Below are 14571 nucleotides of genomic sequence, written 5' to 3'. Positions count from 1 at the left end.
AGGGCTGGCGGAATCCTTCAAGGCCAGCAGCCGTATAAAGGCTGCACATAAAGGCCGGACACGCGACTGCACTCGATATGGCATGTCAGAACGTCAGAAAATCGCACCGCAACGCGGGAGCCATCCACACGCAACGCTAAGGACGAACAATCAGCGAACGCTTAGACTGCGCGGCTATCCGGGGGTAGATTGAGAGCCTTGCGGCCAGCGTCTCGGATGGCAGTCATGAGAGCGTACGTTTTTGCCCATCCTCTCACCGCCCCCCCACTGGGACGAGATATCCCAGGTGATAGGGGCGATGCGAGACCGCACCGTAACGCCATCGCTGATCCTGAAGAAGCTGTCTGCCTACCGGCAACAAAACAGTCTTGCGGCCGCTCTGCGTGAGGTCGGGCGGATCGAGCGTACGCTGTTCACGCTGCGCTGGTTTGAAGACAGCGATCTTCGCCGCACCGTCACCGCCGAGTTGAACAAGGGCGAGGCACGCAATAGCCTGGCCCGGGCTGTCGCCTTCCATCGCCTCGGCCGCTTCCGTGACCGCGGCATGGACAACCAGCAGACCCGCGCGGCTGCCCTCAACCTGGTGACTTCCGCCATCATCCTGTTCAATTGCCGCTATCTCGGTCGCGCCATCGGCGAATTGCGACGCCGGGGCACGCCGATCGAACCCGCCATGTTGTCCCGGCTGTCACCGCTGGGATGGGACCGGATCAATCTCACTGGCGATTATATCTGGTCCGACCGCCTCAATCTCGACGCGGAAGGCCTTCTGCCGCTGCTCACAAAACCGCTACCGTGAATCTGTGTCCGAATAATGCACAGGGGCCCTTTAGGACGCGTCGCGCGCTGCGCTCGGGCAGACCCGTAAGGCGCGGAGCTGCACCCCGCTCGAATTCTCCTCGAATAAGGGCTTCCTGGAGTAACCAGTTACTCTCCGGAGACAAGCCATCTGTGATCAACACATGGCGCTCAAGCCGCTTCGATAGGGTGTCGAGTTCGAAGACGCCCGACATGTAGCTGATTTGATCGAGACAGACTTTGAGAAACCACTCAGCAAATCCCACCAGATGCGCTTCGGAAAGGTTTCCCCGGCCATCGCGATCTCCCTGGCGCGGTGCATCGGCTAAGGCCATGTATTTGCGATATTCTGTCCGGCCAGCATCTCCGGGCTCCAGCCCGCGCGCAAGCCCTCGAGATACCGACCATAGCCCGTGCGCGCCGATCCCTGCCTTGAGCGCCATGGCGTGGCTCATCAACCGACTAACCCGGCCATTGCCATCGGGAAAGGGGTGAATCCAATTGAACCGGTGGTGTGCTGTTGCCAGTGCCAGTATACGCTTTGCTTTCCCGGCTCCCACTGCGGTCAAGCGCATTCCATCCTTGGGTTCAAAGGCAAACCGCGAGAAGAAATAGCTCATGAAATCGGCCACTCTGGCCGACGATGGCGGAGTGTGGCGGCCGATCTGGACATCGTGCTCGGCCCTTGATCGCCATTCGCCCGGCGTCATGACAAAGCTTCGCTCCCCACCGCGCACGGTGAGCATGTCGATCGAGGCATCCGCGTAGAAATCGCGGTGCAGTTGCAGGATAAAATTTGGGTCGGCAGGATCGGGAAGTTCGCCATGAATGGCAGCGCGATCGATGGCTTCCTGTACGCGGTAATGCGCGGCAGCTTCGGCCATGAGATCTCGTTGATCGTCATCGCGTTCGCCGGCCAACGCGCGCTCGATATCCCGTGGACGGGTGCGGTGCCCCTCGATGAGGTTACTGTAGTAGGTGTTCATCACTCGCACGAGGCTGGCTAGATGGAGTGCGGTCTGCGGATGAAGTGCTCGCCCGAGACCTTCGGCCCTGGCTGCTATTTCGACGACGAGATCCGGCAAATCACCGGCCGGTGCATCGATCCGTGCAGGCTCGATCTGTGTGGGGGATTCGACGTTCACTGCCACAGTTTTGGCCGATCCTTCTAGCCGGTTCTCTTATGCTCACATTAGCCCAAGAATAGCCGTTTTCCCAGCCTTTATGCTTTACTTTCAGCACTGCCTGATGGGCTATGGAGTGGCAATTTGGCCGGTCATTTGGCCGATCTTCTTGCCAAAGTTCGCCCTCCGTCGCGGCACCCCGTTCCGACAGGCCTACGCTTCGGTTGCACTTGACGCCCATTTCGCAACAGTAGGCAGCCGTGCCGATATCGTCCGAAGCGCCATGGCCCCCAATCCGCATGATGCCACCAACAAGCCGCTGGAGCGAGGTCCCAGCGATCTTTCCGACCACGGCTTGGACATCATTCCGGGTCAGCCGACCCAGGGCATCAAGGTGAAGACGCGGGATTTTCGTTAAATGGCGGCAGGAGCTGCTGCAATCGAGCCGCCATTTCCATCGGCGACACGCAGCACGGGATAAGGATCATCGCCAAGCAGTATGCCGATGAGCTCGCGCCGCGTGCCGCGTGGCATGTCATTTGCGCCTTGCGGGCTTGCACGCGGATCGGGCCTCGGCCCCGTTCTGGTCCTGATTTTCGAACACCCAGTTGAGATAGGCGGCGATGCGGATAACCTTGCGGTTCGAACGCGGTGGGATGACCGGCAAAATGTTGCTCAGGAGCAGGTTCTCGCGGAAGCGGTCGCCATCATAGCCTTTGTCGGCAAGCAAGGCGCCCCACATGCCGAGCGCGGCATTTTTCGGGAAATTTCTGCTCCTGTGAGGCATTCGCACCTCCTGGGCTCGAAGTCGCTAGACGGGCGTCCGACACATTTTCGACGAGGGGGGAATTCCATCATGCCCAGCACCCGATTGACCAGGCTCAAGCGCCTGCGTCTCAAACTCGACATCGACCGGCCCGCCGCGCATGCGGGTGAAAGCAGGGTGTCTCACACCTCCCGCGTCGCCCAGCCGACCGCCAGCGCGCCCGACAGCCAATCGCGCCCGTCAAGGCTGAGCCTCCGCCGTGCCGCAATGGCGCGCGGTGGCGCGCGTCGCTGACCGCCCTCCGTCCCGCAGGCTTGATGCCATGGGCACGCACGCGCCGATGCTCCGCCTCTCCCGTCCGCCAGGGAACAGCCACAAGCCCCCGCCTCCGCGCATTCGCCAGGCCCCGGCGCGGGTAGCGGAAGAATCCGCGGCGTCCACGCGCATTCATCGCATTGTCCATGATCTGTTGGGGATTTTGTCATAGGCCGCGCCGCGATGATGTGCGAATCGCTCATGCCGCGCCTTTTCCGGACCATCCTCCCTCTCCTGTGCATGATCGCATGCATGGTGATGATGGCACTTGGATGGTCCTCCCCCGCCGCCGCGGAAATGCTGCGGATCGGCCATCCTTTATGCCATGCCGTGAGCCAGGCGGTGGCGCAGGGCGATCGCGCGCCTTCCCCCTTCGCCTGTCGCGGCGCGCCTCTAGGATATCAGAAGGGAACACTCTGGCTTCGCGCGACGCTGCCCGCTCGCGCAGGGGAGCCCGACGACCTGTCGCTGATCGTCCACAGCTCGCGTTTCGATCGTCTCGGCGTCGCATTCACCTTTGCCGATGGCGCGGTGGAGCGCCAGCATGTGCGCAGCGGTGATTTCGGGCCCCATTGGCGGGCCGGCGGACAGCTTGCCTTTCGCGCGCCGCGCTGCGACGCCGCGCTCACGGCCGTGACCCTGCGGTTCGACAAGGTGGCGAGTGCGCGCCTGCTGCGCATCAGGCTCGTCGGCGAGGCGCAGAAAGCACCCAGACGGCCGCGCTTCATCATCACGCCCGGCCAGACTGGCGACGTTACCCAAGCGCCGGCCCTGCTGCACGGGCAGGAAGGCGGCGTCGTGCTCGCCGACAAAGCTTATGACAGCAATGCTTTACGGACAATCATCGCGAAAATGGGCCCGAAGCGGTCATACCTTCAAACCGCTGCCGTAAGGTCGCCATCCCGCATGACACGCTGATCTACAAACACCGCAATCGTATCGAACGATGCTTCGGCAGGCTCAAACACTTCCGCCGCTTCGCAACACGCTACGATCGCCGCACCATCCACTTCGCCGGCTTCACAAACCGCGACGCCGCCACGATCTGGTTACTCTGAATGTCGATCCGCGCCAGGATTGTCAGCGGGCAGGCGGATTGAAGTGCGGCAAGTGCCCTGAATGTTCTGCGCATAATCGACCCTAACCCCAAAATTGTGAAACCAAGAAATGCATCACAAATAGCTGGCAAAGAGCAATGCACCGTCCAGCGGATCGCCCAACTTAGGGCTCAACCGCCCCACCGTTCGCGCCCGCAGCCAAGGCTGCATGCGATCGGCCAATCCGCCGACCAGCGTGCAGCGGCTAGCTCCGCGTTCAAAAATTGTCTCGATGAACCGTTCGATATGCTGGACCGCATCCTCGACGATCGAACGAGCAATGGCATCATCCGCTTCAGCGTAGTCCATCACCAGAGGCGCAAAACTGCCGTAGTCCTTAGGCGTAGCCTTATCCATCCAGCCGATCGCCTTCGTTGTGTCATGATCGAACCGCTCTGTTACCGCTCGGCTCAGAGGAGTGGCCTGTGATCGCCCGTCCAATGCGCGCAGAGCATGGCGCATTGCGCTCAAGCCCAGTGCAGCGCCGCTGCCCTCATCTGATATAGGGAAACCATAGCCACCGATGGTAAAGTCCCGGCCACCTGCGCGCACCTGCGCGATACTCCCCGTTCCTAAAATAAGGATTGCCCCATCTGCGCCGCCATGCGCCCCTAAGTTGGCGATGAAGGCGTCCGTCCCATAATTGACTGAGGCAAAGGGAAAGGCGAACCTCTCCAGCGCGTCGCGCACACCCGGTCGAGAAATGCCGGCAATGCCCATGCCCGCACGGATCGTTTCTACCTGCATCGAAGAAAGTCCCGCTTCAGCGATCGCTTGATTGGATACCGCGCACAATGTCGTATAGAGCGCTTCCAGGCCGATCCGAGCATTGGCCGTTCCGCCCTGTCCTGTGCCGATCACATTGCCTTCACTGTCGATCAGCCGCGCACGGCAATTACTGCCACCCGCATCGATGCCCAAAAAATAGCTCATGATGGAACTTCCTTTTGCTGTTCGCCCCAATGGCGCGCCCGCACTGTCTGGCCGATGCCGGGATTGCACTGGTTGCGCGGGTCGATCTGGCGATAGAAATCCGCAAGATCGGGCTTTGCCTTGTAGAGATGGCCAACATTATGTTCGGCTGGATATTCCGCACCGCGCTCATCGAGCAGCGCCCAGATGCGATGCTCGAAAGCCAGCAGGTCTACGCCTTTACGAACGATATAATCCTGATGGAACACATGGCACATAAAATGGCCATAATAGAGGCTATGGATGCTCTGCGCCGCCAGATCCGGCGGCAATTTCTCCTGCCATTCCGGTATATTGCGCGGCAAAGCTACGTCCAGTGGCACGATATCCTCGACTTCGCGAGCATGCACTGCGCGATAACGCACCGCCGCCCCCGCCGCGACGAAGCGATGCAGGAACGCCTTGGCCGCCAGCGCTGGGCTACACTCAAAATACCCCCCCTCGCCGGCGACAAATAGATCGGTGAGTAAAGCGCGGGTATCCGCAACCGCCGCCAACGGCATCTTGAGCAGCAGATGATGCTCGAACCTATTGCGCCAGGCGCGCATCTCAGGCGGCAGATGATCGGGCAGCATCCGGCCGATACGCTGCATTATCCGGTCGCTAAACCCCGCCCCGACAAGGGGAAGCGCATCAACCCGTGATTTCAATGCAAACAACCGGGGCAGCCGGTCCGTCCCCAGCCGCTCGATCGCGATGAACATGTCCTTGCCATAACCATCGGCAATGTCGAACGCGTCGCGGTGCATATATTCGCCCGCCACCGGCAGAAGGCTGAATTCACCCAATATGGTGCGCCGTATCGCCGTCAACTGTGCGGGATCATTGGTCCCGATATAGAAGGTGGTGGCGCCTTCTTCCTTCACGAAACTGTCCAGCCGCACGGCAAAGACGATGATCTTGCCGGCGCTGCCCGCAGCTTCATACAGGCATCGACTGTCGGCATTGAATCGAGCGGGCGTCGCGCTGTCGATATCGCGCACATGGCCGGCATAACCACAGTCATGCGCCCATCGATCCGCCGCCGCATCGACATCGTCGGGCCGGAAGTCGCCACTCTCCAGCCGCCGCAGCATCTCTTCGGGATCATCGCCCAGCGCCACGCCCAGATGATTGACCAGCCGCAACGCCCCGTCCGCGCCGATCTGGCCATAGAGACTGAGCTGCGTATAGGCAGGCCCGCGCTGCACCAGCGATCCGCCCGAATTATTGCACACGCCTCCCACCACCGACGCGCCGAAGCAGGAGGAGCCGATCACCGAATGCGGCTCTCGCCCCAGCGGCGCCAGCGCCTTTTCCAGCGCATAAAGCGTCGTACCGGGCAGGCAGACGACTTGCGCACCATTGCGGATAAGATGCAGCCCGTTGATCCGCGTTGTGCTGATGATCACGCAGCCGCCGGGATAACCATCGCCATTGGGCGTCGATCCGCCGGTCAGCCCGGTATTGGACGCCTGCATAATGATCGACACATCTGCCGCCACACAGGCCTGCGCCACTCGCCACTGCTCGACCAGACTGCCCGGCCGCACTACTGCCAGCGCAGCGCCCGATCCGGTACGATAGCCATGGCGATAGCGCGCGGTCGCCTGTGAGCCAGTCAGCACATGGCGCGCGCCCACGATCGCGCGCAGCCGGGGCAGCAGGCCCCTCATTCGCTGCTCTCCTCCATCTCCCCATTGATCCAGGTCCGCCGCACCTGCCGGTCGCAGTCCATGTGAACAAGATCCGCGCACAGCCCAGGCGCTATCGCGCCTTTGCGATCCTCCAGCCGCAAAAAGCGCGCCGGATTGCCGCTCGCCATGCGCGACGCTTCAACCATGGAACAGCCCATCATGTCTATCGCGTTGCGAAACGCCTGCGCCATATTGAGCGCCGATCCCGCCAGCGTTCCGTCCGGCCCGCGGCATATGCCATCCACGACATGGATAGACTGTCCCATCAGGGTGAAGCTACGCTGCGCACCTCCCACCGGCGGCATCGCGTCCGTCACCAACATCGCACCCTCTAGTCCGCGCGCAGCAATTGCCACACGCAGGGTCGCTGGATGCACATGTACTCCATCGACGATCAGGCCGAAATGGCTGCTCCGATCCAGCAATGCGGCCGCCACCATGCCCGGCTCCCTGCTTCCCATCTGCGTCATCGCGTTGAACAGATGGGTGAAGCCGTTCAAGCCTTCGCTTAGCGCCGCGACCGTCTGGTCATAATCAGCCAGGCTATGCCCCGCCGCGACCAGAACCCCCGCATCACGCAACGCCCGGATAGCCCCCGACGGTGCCAGTTCCGGCGCCAGCGTCACGATCCGCCGCCCGATCGTCGGCCGCGTCAGCCGCTCCAGCACCTTGGGATCGATGGCGGTGAATTTGGCGGCGTCATGAATGCCTTTCTTCACCGGGTTGAGGTGCGGCCCCTCGATATGCAGGCCCAGGACGCCGGGCACGCCCTGCACGAGCGCAGCTTCTCCTGCCGCGATTACCGCATCGACCACATCCGCATCATCGCTGATCAACGTCGGCAACAGACCCGTCGTCCCGAACCGCCGATGCGCGCTCGCAATCGCGCGGATGCCCTCCACATCAGGCTGATCATTCAACAGTATGTTGCCGCCGCCATTGACCTGCGTGTCGATAAAGCCGGGTAGCAGCCATCCGCCCTCCAGCGCTACCGTATCATATCCTGCTGGCACCGCGTCCCGCGCCACGATGCCAAGGATATGCCCGCCTTCAAGCAGCAGCGCGCCATCATCGGCAATCCCATCCGGCTGCACGATCGCTGCACCGACAAGCGCCTGCCCGTTCATAGCGTCCGCGTCACCTTAGCCAGATGCGGCGGCGCGTCGGGATTATACCCGCGCGCCAGCGACAGCGCATTGGCGAGGCCATAGAAGCTCTGTATTTGCGCGATCGCATTCAGCACCGGATGCACATCCCATTGCCCCGGCAACGCCAGCGTCGCCGCCGCCACATCATCAGGATGGCCCACCGCAATCACCTGCGCCCCACGCGCCCGGAAATCCTCCAGCCGTTCGCGCAGCCCGGCCCGCGCCGCATCGATCGGTCCCAGCGCCAACACCGGATCACCCTCGCCGATCAACGTCATGGGCCCATGCGCCACCTCCGCAATGCTGAACGCCTCGGCATGCAGGCTCGACGTTTCCTTGAACTTCAGCGCCGCTTCCCCCGCGATCGGCAGGGTCAGGCCGCGCCCCAGCACCAGCATATTGCCTGGCTCTTTCAGCAACGGCACAGCCCCGGTCCAGTCGGCCGCAACCGCCGCCTCCAGCACATCGCCGACAGACGCCAAAGCCGCCAGCAACGCCTTGTCCTCGCTCCATTCCGCCCCCAGGTGCGCCAACGCGACCAACGTACCGATGAAGCTCTTGGTCGCCGCCACGCTGGTTTCCGGGCCAGCATGGATGGGAATGCAGATATCCGCCAACTCCGCCAGCGGCGACGCATCATCATTGACGATGGTGACCACCAGCGCGCCCTGCCGCTGCGCATCCACCGCTGCGGCGATCAGGTCCGGGCTGCGCCCCGACTGCGAAATGGCAATCAGCGGCACGCCTTTGAAGCGCGGCGACGTCGCCTTGTACAACGAGCCAATCGATGGCGCATGACTCAATGTCGGCAAGCCCGCCCGCGTTTCCAGCAGCACCTTGGCAAAGGCCGCCGCCTGATCCGAACTGCCCCGCGCCAGCGTTGCGGCAAAGGGCGGCGCCAGCACGCGCAGCCGCTGCCCAACCTCCCGCATCAGACCGGCATTGCGCGCAATCTGCGCCGCACAGCGTTCCGGCGCTTCAGCCGCCTCACGCGCCATCAGCGTGGTACGGCTCTTATCCTGTATCGCGATCATGCCGAAACAATACCAAATGAACGAAAAAAGGCAATTGGATTTATTTTGGTTGCATCGAAATGCAACAAGGACAATACCACATGCCAGAAGCGCCGCTTGCACACATACTGCCTGCTGCGCATGAAGTTGAACCGATTAAAGCCGGGCGTCAACGACCGGCCACGGAGTGTCCATGAGTACCGAAACCATCGATCCGCGCTATGTCGACATCGACCAATGGCCGACCATTCGCGCGGTCGAAGCGATGCTGGAAGGGCAGATGGCCGCCATCGCGGCCATCGGATCGCAGGCGAAGGCCATCGCACTGGCCTCCGAAGCCGCCGCCGCGCGCCTCGGCACGCAGGGGCGACTGGTCTATGTCGGCGCCGGCACCTCCGGCCGCATCGCGGTACAGGATGGCGTCGAACTTTATCCCACTTATAACTGGCCGCAAGAACGCCTCTTATTCCTAATGGCGGGTGGCCTAGCAGCGCTCACCGAAGCGGCCGAAGGGGCGGAGGATGATGCGGACGCAGCCCGCGCCGAAATCGCCGATGCCGCCGTCGGCCCGCAGGATGTGGTGATCGGTGTCGCCGCCAGCGGACGCACCCCCTACACGCTCGCCGCCATCGCTGCCGCTCGAGAGGCTGGCGCGCTGACCATTGCCGTCGCCAACAATTGCGATACCGCTCTGCCCGCCGCCGCCGACCACGGGCTAGTCGCGGAAACCGGCACCGAAATCGTCGCCGGCTCCACCCGGATGAAGGCGGGCACCGCGCAAAAGGCGACGCTCAACATCCTGTCCACCGCAATCATGCTGCGCATGGGCCTCGTCTATCGCGGCCGTATGGTCAACATGCGCATTTCCAACGAAAAGCTGCGCTTGCGTGGAGAGGCCATGGTGCGCGACATTGCCGATGTGGACATGGCCGCCGCATCGCGCGCACTCGATGCAGCGGGACAGGACATCAAGCAGGCGGTGCTTGTTGCCATGGGGGTAGCAACGCACGAAGCGCACCGTCTTCTTGAAATCCACGGCCAGAATCTGCCGGACGCGATGCGCGCCGCGCAAGGGGGGGAATAGGGGGGACATGCGGGAAAAACTGGTCGCACGGGGGGAAGACGGGACGCCGCTCTACCTGCAACTGGCGCGCAATCTGCGCGATCATATCGAAAGCGGCGGGATCATACCGGGCAACGCCCTGCCGTCCGAACGCGACCTCAGCGAAATGGCCGGCATTTCGCGCGTCACCGTGCGCAAAGCGATCGAACAGCTGATCGAGGAAGGCGTGCTGTTCCGCAAGCAGGGTTCCGGCACCTTCGTCGCCCGCCGGATCGAAACGCCCGCCTCCGTCCTGTCCAGTTTCACCCATGATGCCCTGTCACGCGGCGAAGATCCCGGCGTCATCTGGATGATGAAAAGCTATGCCCAGCCGACCGAGGAAGAGGCCGCCGCGCTTTCTATTTCCCCGTCCGCCCGCGTCGCCCGCCTTGGCCGCGTGCGCCTATCGGGCGGCGAGCCGCTGGCGATCGAACATGCCATCGTTCCGGCCGATTGCCTGCCCGACCTCACGACCATCGGCGACTCCCTCTATGAGGCGATGGGCCGGGCCGGTTTCCGTCCTACCTCCGGCACGCAGCGCGTCCGAGCCTCGCTCGCCACGCCGACCGAAGCCGGCCTGCTCTGTGTCCGCCAGAATAGCGAAGTGCTGCGTATCGAACGCATCACCCGCATCCCCGGTGGCCGGGCGGTCGAATTTACCCGCTCCGTCTATCGCGGCGACCGCTATGACTTTGTGACTGAACTCAAGGAAATCGGCTGAATGACAGCATCGATCGCCGCCGATCTGACCGAAGGCCCCACGCCAGAGCGCCCGCCGCTCCGCACGCTGGGCCTCTATCTCCTCCTCGGTTTTTCCGCCGGCCTGCCCTTCTACATGTTCAATGCGGTGCTGACGCTGCGGCTCGCGCGGCATGGCATCGACATCGTCATCATCGGCTTCTTTGCGTGGATCGCGCTGCTGCCGACCTTCAAATTCGTCTGGGCGCCTTTGCTGGATCGCTACAGCGTACCCGGCTTCTCCCATTTCTGGGGCAGGCGGCGCGGCTGGATCATGCTGTCGCAACTCGGCATCTTCTTCTCCATGGTCGCCATGGCCTTCACCTCCAGCGACCAGAGCCTGCCGCTTACAGCGCTCTTCGCGATCCTGCTCGCCTTCTGGACGACCACGTTGGAAGTCGCGGCCGATGGCTGGCGCATCGAACTGGCGCCCACACAGGCGCAGCAGGGGCCGATCGTCGCCGCAAACCTGTGGGGCTATCGCAGCGCCATGGTCGCGGCGGGCAGCGGCGCGGTGCTTGTCGCCGCCTGGGCCGACTGGACCTGGGCCTATCTCGCCATCGCCATCGCCGCCTTCCTCCCCTTCCCCATTCTCGCCGCCATGCGCTCGGAACAGGAAAAGACGAAAGGCCGCACCGGCGCTCTAATCAGCGGCACCCTCGTTAGCCTCGTCATCCTCGCCGTCACCGGCGCGGCCACCGCGCTGATCGGCTGGGTACTACTCTCTGCCGTGCAGAGCGCGGGCTTTTCCGCCCAAACCAATGTTACGCCGATCGTGCTGGCAGTCGCGCTGCTGCCCTTCGTCGCGCTCGCCATCGCCCTGCCGCGCATCCGCCGCCTGCCGGCCGATGCGCCGGCGAAAATGCCCGGCTTCATCGCCCCCTATGTCGAGATTTTCTGGCGCTATGGCTATGCCGTGCTGCCGGTGCTGGCCTTCGTCTCCTTCTACCGTATGGGCGACGTGCTGACACTCACCCTCTCGCATCCGCTGTGGAATGCGGCGGGCTACAGCCTGGAACAGATCAGCATGGCTGACGGCGTCGTCGCCCTCACCTGTTCCATGGCCGGCGTGGCGCTGGGCGGCCTGTGCGCCGCGCGCCTGCCGATGACGGTCGCGCTTATCATCGGCGCCTGCGCCTCGGCCATCGGCAACTGGGTGTTCGTCTGGCTCTGGTATGCCGAACCGTCCGGCTTCGTCCTGTATGTCGCGGCGGGCGTGGACCAGTTCGGCCATGGCCTGGAAGGCGCCGTCTTTGTCGTCTATCTCTCCATGCTGGTCAGCCCGCGCTATCCCGGCACCCAATATGCCTTCCTGTCGGGCTTCGCCTTCCTGCTGCCCCGCCTGATCGGCGGCGCGGCCGGCGCGATCCAGAAGCAGATCGGCTATGACGGCTTTTTCATCCTGTCGGGCGCGCTCAGCTTCGCCGCCATCTTCTTCCTGCCGATCGTCATGCGCGTTCGGGCCAGAACCGTTTAGGAGCAATAATGATAGATGAAATCTGCGAAGCCGCCTTCGCCCCGGCGGTCGAAGCGGTCGCCAGTGGCCGCATCCCCGGCGCGACCCTTGGCATCGTCAGTGCCGACGGCAAAAGCGCAGTGCGCCTGGTCGGTTCAGCCGCCATCTTGCCCGAACGCGAAGCCCTGACCCGCCACCACTGGTTCGACCTCGCCTCCGTATCGAAGGTGATCGCCACCACCACCATGATCTTGCAACTGGCGGAGCAGGGCCGACTCGATCTCGACCGTCCTCTGACCGACGCCATTCCCGACCTGCGCCAATATGACGTCGCCAATGCAGCGGAACGCAAGCTGACCTTCCGTGATTGCCTCGCCCACCGCAGCTTCCTGCCCGCGGTTGAGCCGATCTACACCTATGGCGATGATCCCGCGCGGCTGCGCGCCTTCGTCCTCCAGCGCGAATGGCACCATGGCCCGCCAGTCTATTCCGACATCAATTTCATAATGCTCGGCATCGCGATCGAACGCATCACCGGTGCGCCGCTCAGCGACTGGCCGCTGGGCGATGGCCTGTCCTACGGCCCGCCCCCTGGCCCCGCCGTCGCGACCGAGGCATGCAGCTGGCGCGGACGGGTGCTCAAGGGCGAAGTGCATGACGAAAATGCCGCCGCACTGGGCGGCGCGCCGGGCCATGCCGGCCTGTTCGGCACGGTCGACGGCGTGCTGGGCTTTGCCAGAACGATGCTCGACGGCTCGATCCTATCCCCCGCGATGCTGGCCCAGACCCGCACCGCGCAACTGGGCCACCGCACTTGCGGCTGGGAACGCGCCTTTGCCAGCTGGTCAGGCGGCGACGCCTGTTCGACCGCAACGATCGGCCACACCGGCTTCACCGGCACGGGTCTATGGATCGATTTCGAGCGCGGCCTCGCCTGGACCCTGCTCACCAACCGCGTTCATCCCACCCGCCATGCCGACAGCGGCATCTTCACCCTGCGCCCTGCGGTGGGCGACGCGCTGATCGCGGCGTGGGATGCCGCTTAGGGGAGCTGCCCCTGCGCCAACCCTTCCTCGACCGGCGTATAGGCGCTGACCGCGCCACGCCCGGCCGGAACATCCGTCGCGAAATAGAGCACGCCTGTACCGCGCTTCGGATCGATCCACAGTCCGGACTTCAGGCCATAGGCATCGCCGGCATGGCCGATACGCTGGCGGCCATCGCCGAACGGATCGTCGGCACAACCCTTGGCGGACGTCGCAAGGAAAGCAATCGCCAGACCATAGCGGCAGGTGAAACCGGTGTTCGTGTCACCCGTATCGGCTTCCCCGGTCACGCCATTGGCGGCATCGACGCCGCCATAGGTCCATAGCGGCGTCATCAGTTGCGTCATGCTCTGCGCGCTCAGCAGGCGCCGGCCATCGACCACGCCACGCCCCAGAAACAGGCGGCCCACCGTCGCCAGTCCGCGCGCCGAAATCCGTAGACCGCCCTGCGGAGAGAAGATCGCGCCATTGCGCCCTGCAACCCAGGTCGACAGATCGCAACTGCCATCGCGGGCCGGCGTCACGGTGCAGTCTGGCTTCGCGCCCTTATTATCGTCCCGCACCGGCTGCCCGTCCTGATAGAGCACCACCGCCTGCGCAGCGCGGGCATCCGAACAAGTCGACCAGTTATAGCAGGCGTCCAGTTTCAGCGGCTTTAGCACCAGCCGATCCATCAATCGGTCGAACCGCTCCCCGGTCGCCCGCTCCATGACGGCAGCGACGACCGGAAAGTTGAGATTGGTATAGGCATACCAGTCGCCGGGCCCGTGGTGCGCATCCCATGCTTCCGCCTTGGCCAGGGTGGCGCGCATGTCCGCATTCAGCGGTAGTGCATAGCCGGCGCTGTCGACCAGCCCGGACCGGTGCGACAACAGCAGTCGCAGCGTGATCGGCCGATCGGGAAAGCCGGGGTGGCGCAGCCTGTAGCCCAGCCAGTCGGACACGTCCTGGTCCAGGTGCAGCTTGCCCGCCTCCACCAGCCGCATGACACCGATGGCAACAACCAGTTTGGAAATGGACGCAACCCGCACCGGATCATCAATGGTCAGCGCCCGCCCCGTCGCCTTGTCGGCTGGGCCGCTGACCTTGCTATCGGTCACGCCCGTGCGATCGAAGCTCACCCGAACCATCGCGACAGGCGGATGCACCGCAGGGACTGCAACAACGGGAGCGGAGGCGAGAGCTAGGACAAGAGACAGCATGCGCAAAAGGCTAGTCCGATCCCCGCCAGCACCGCAAGTCCGCCCCATTGCCGCAGGTTATGGCTTGCGCCGTGCACGCCCTATTCCCCTGCCCTGCCTGCTCTCTATGATCCACCTC

14 protein-coding genes and 1 pseudogene are annotated in these 14571 nt (G+C 63.6%); 8 read left to right on the top strand and 7 right to left on the bottom strand.

Annotation, left to right across the window (positions count from 1 at the left end; genetic code table 11):
- The first annotated feature begins 241 nt into the window (after positions 1–241).
- Positions 242–799, top strand: a complete 558-nt coding sequence (locus tag AC13EK_RS00900) for a transposase (RefSeq protein ID WP_257211715.1) — start codon at positions 242–244, stop codon at positions 797–799.
- On the opposite strand, the gene AC13EK_RS00895 is transcribed toward AC13EK_RS00900, so the two are convergent.
- Positions 780–1949 carry a Fic family protein gene (locus AC13EK_RS00895; RefSeq protein ID WP_202968943.1) on the bottom strand — a complete coding sequence of 390 codons (1170 nt, stop codon included), beginning with the start codon at positions 1947–1949 and terminating at the stop codon, positions 780–782. The genes AC13EK_RS00900 and AC13EK_RS00895 overlap by 20 nt on opposite strands.
- Before the next feature lie 73 nt (positions 1950–2022).
- Here AC13EK_RS00895 and AC13EK_RS00890 point away from each other — a divergent pair, with 73 nt between their 5' ends.
- Positions 2023–2340, top strand: coding sequence for a hypothetical protein (locus AC13EK_RS00890; RefSeq protein ID WP_080727349.1), 318 nt, complete (start codon positions 2023–2025; stop codon positions 2338–2340).
- Between the two features lie 117 nt (positions 2341–2457).
- Here the strand turns inward: AC13EK_RS00890 and AC13EK_RS00885 are convergent.
- A pseudogene (locus AC13EK_RS00885) lies at positions 2458–2649 on the bottom strand (hypothetical protein); the annotation flags it as partial.
- Between the two features lie 129 nt (positions 2650–2778).
- On the opposite strand from AC13EK_RS00885, the gene AC13EK_RS00880 reads away from it, so the two are divergent.
- Both AC13EK_RS00880 and AC13EK_RS00875 read left to right on the top strand, forming a co-directional pair.
- Positions 2779–2982, top strand: a complete 204-nt coding sequence (locus AC13EK_RS00880) for a hypothetical protein (RefSeq protein ID WP_017502892.1) — start codon at positions 2779–2781, stop codon at positions 2980–2982.
- A gap of 222 nt (positions 2983–3204) precedes the next feature.
- Positions 3205–3921, top strand: a complete 717-nt coding sequence (locus AC13EK_RS00875; RefSeq protein ID WP_483021972.1) for a hypothetical protein — start codon at positions 3205–3207, stop codon at positions 3919–3921.
- A gap of 254 nt (positions 3922–4175) precedes the next feature.
- Here the strand turns inward: AC13EK_RS00875 and AC13EK_RS00870 are convergent, their stop codons facing one another.
- The 4 genes from AC13EK_RS00870 to AC13EK_RS00855 are packed head-to-tail and all read right to left on the bottom strand — an operon-like array spanning position 4176 to position 8930.
- Positions 4176–5033: a glucosamine kinase nucleotide-binding domain-containing protein gene (locus AC13EK_RS00870; protein ID WP_017502894.1), complete on the bottom strand. Its 858-nt coding sequence runs from the start codon at positions 5031–5033 to the stop codon at positions 4176–4178.
- Positions 5030–6727, bottom strand: coding sequence for a D-lactate dehydrogenase (dld, locus tag AC13EK_RS00865; protein ID WP_483021971.1), 1698 nt, complete (start codon positions 6725–6727; stop codon positions 5030–5032). Before dld ends, AC13EK_RS00870 begins: the two co-directional genes overlap by 4 nt.
- Positions 6724–7875, bottom strand: coding sequence for an N-acetylglucosamine-6-phosphate deacetylase (gene nagA, locus AC13EK_RS00860; protein WP_069337485.1), 1152 nt, complete (start codon positions 7873–7875; stop codon positions 6724–6726). Before nagA ends, dld begins: the two co-directional genes overlap by 4 nt.
- Complete coding sequence (locus AC13EK_RS00855) at positions 7872–8930, bottom strand: SIS domain-containing protein (protein WP_069337486.1); 1059 nt, start codon at positions 8928–8930, stop codon at positions 7872–7874. The genes nagA and AC13EK_RS00855 overlap by 4 nt, the downstream gene beginning before the upstream one ends.
- Before the next feature lie 172 nt (positions 8931–9102).
- Between AC13EK_RS00855 and AC13EK_RS00850 the strand changes: the two genes are divergently transcribed.
- From AC13EK_RS00850 to AC13EK_RS00835, 4 genes are read left to right on the top strand one after another with little or no spacing between them, the layout of a single operon-like run.
- On the top strand, positions 9103–9993 hold the full coding sequence (locus tag AC13EK_RS00850; RefSeq protein WP_017502155.1) for an N-acetylmuramic acid 6-phosphate etherase: 891 nt from the start codon (positions 9103–9105) through the stop codon (positions 9991–9993).
- Positions 9994–10000: 7 nt separating this feature from the next.
- A complete protein-coding gene (locus AC13EK_RS00845; protein ID WP_017502154.1) occupies positions 10001–10732 on the top strand; it encodes a GntR family transcriptional regulator in 732 nt (243 codons plus the stop codon).
- Positions 10733–12226 (top strand): MFS transporter, encoded by a 1494-nt coding sequence (locus AC13EK_RS00840; RefSeq protein WP_069337488.1) that lies wholly within the window; start codon positions 10733–10735, stop codon positions 12224–12226. It begins immediately after the preceding gene.
- Between the two features lie 8 nt (positions 12227–12234).
- The gene (locus tag AC13EK_RS00835) at positions 12235–13251 is read left to right on the top strand and encodes a serine hydrolase domain-containing protein (protein WP_017502152.1); all 1017 of its coding nucleotides are present in this window, start codon (positions 12235–12237) and stop codon (positions 13249–13251) included.
- Here the strand turns inward: AC13EK_RS00835 and AC13EK_RS00830 are convergent.
- Positions 13248–14351: a serine hydrolase domain-containing protein gene (locus AC13EK_RS00830; RefSeq protein ID WP_234831943.1), complete on the bottom strand. Its 1104-nt coding sequence runs from the start codon at positions 14349–14351 to the stop codon at positions 13248–13250. The two genes, AC13EK_RS00835 and AC13EK_RS00830, sit on opposite strands and share 4 nt — an antisense overlap.
- Between the last annotated feature and the right edge of the window lie 220 nt (positions 14352–14571).

The organism is Sphingobium sp. L-44 (assembly GCF_056859495.1).
The sequence above is the reverse complement of the archived record's forward strand: the minus strand, read 5'-3'. Positions and strand labels throughout refer to the sequence as shown.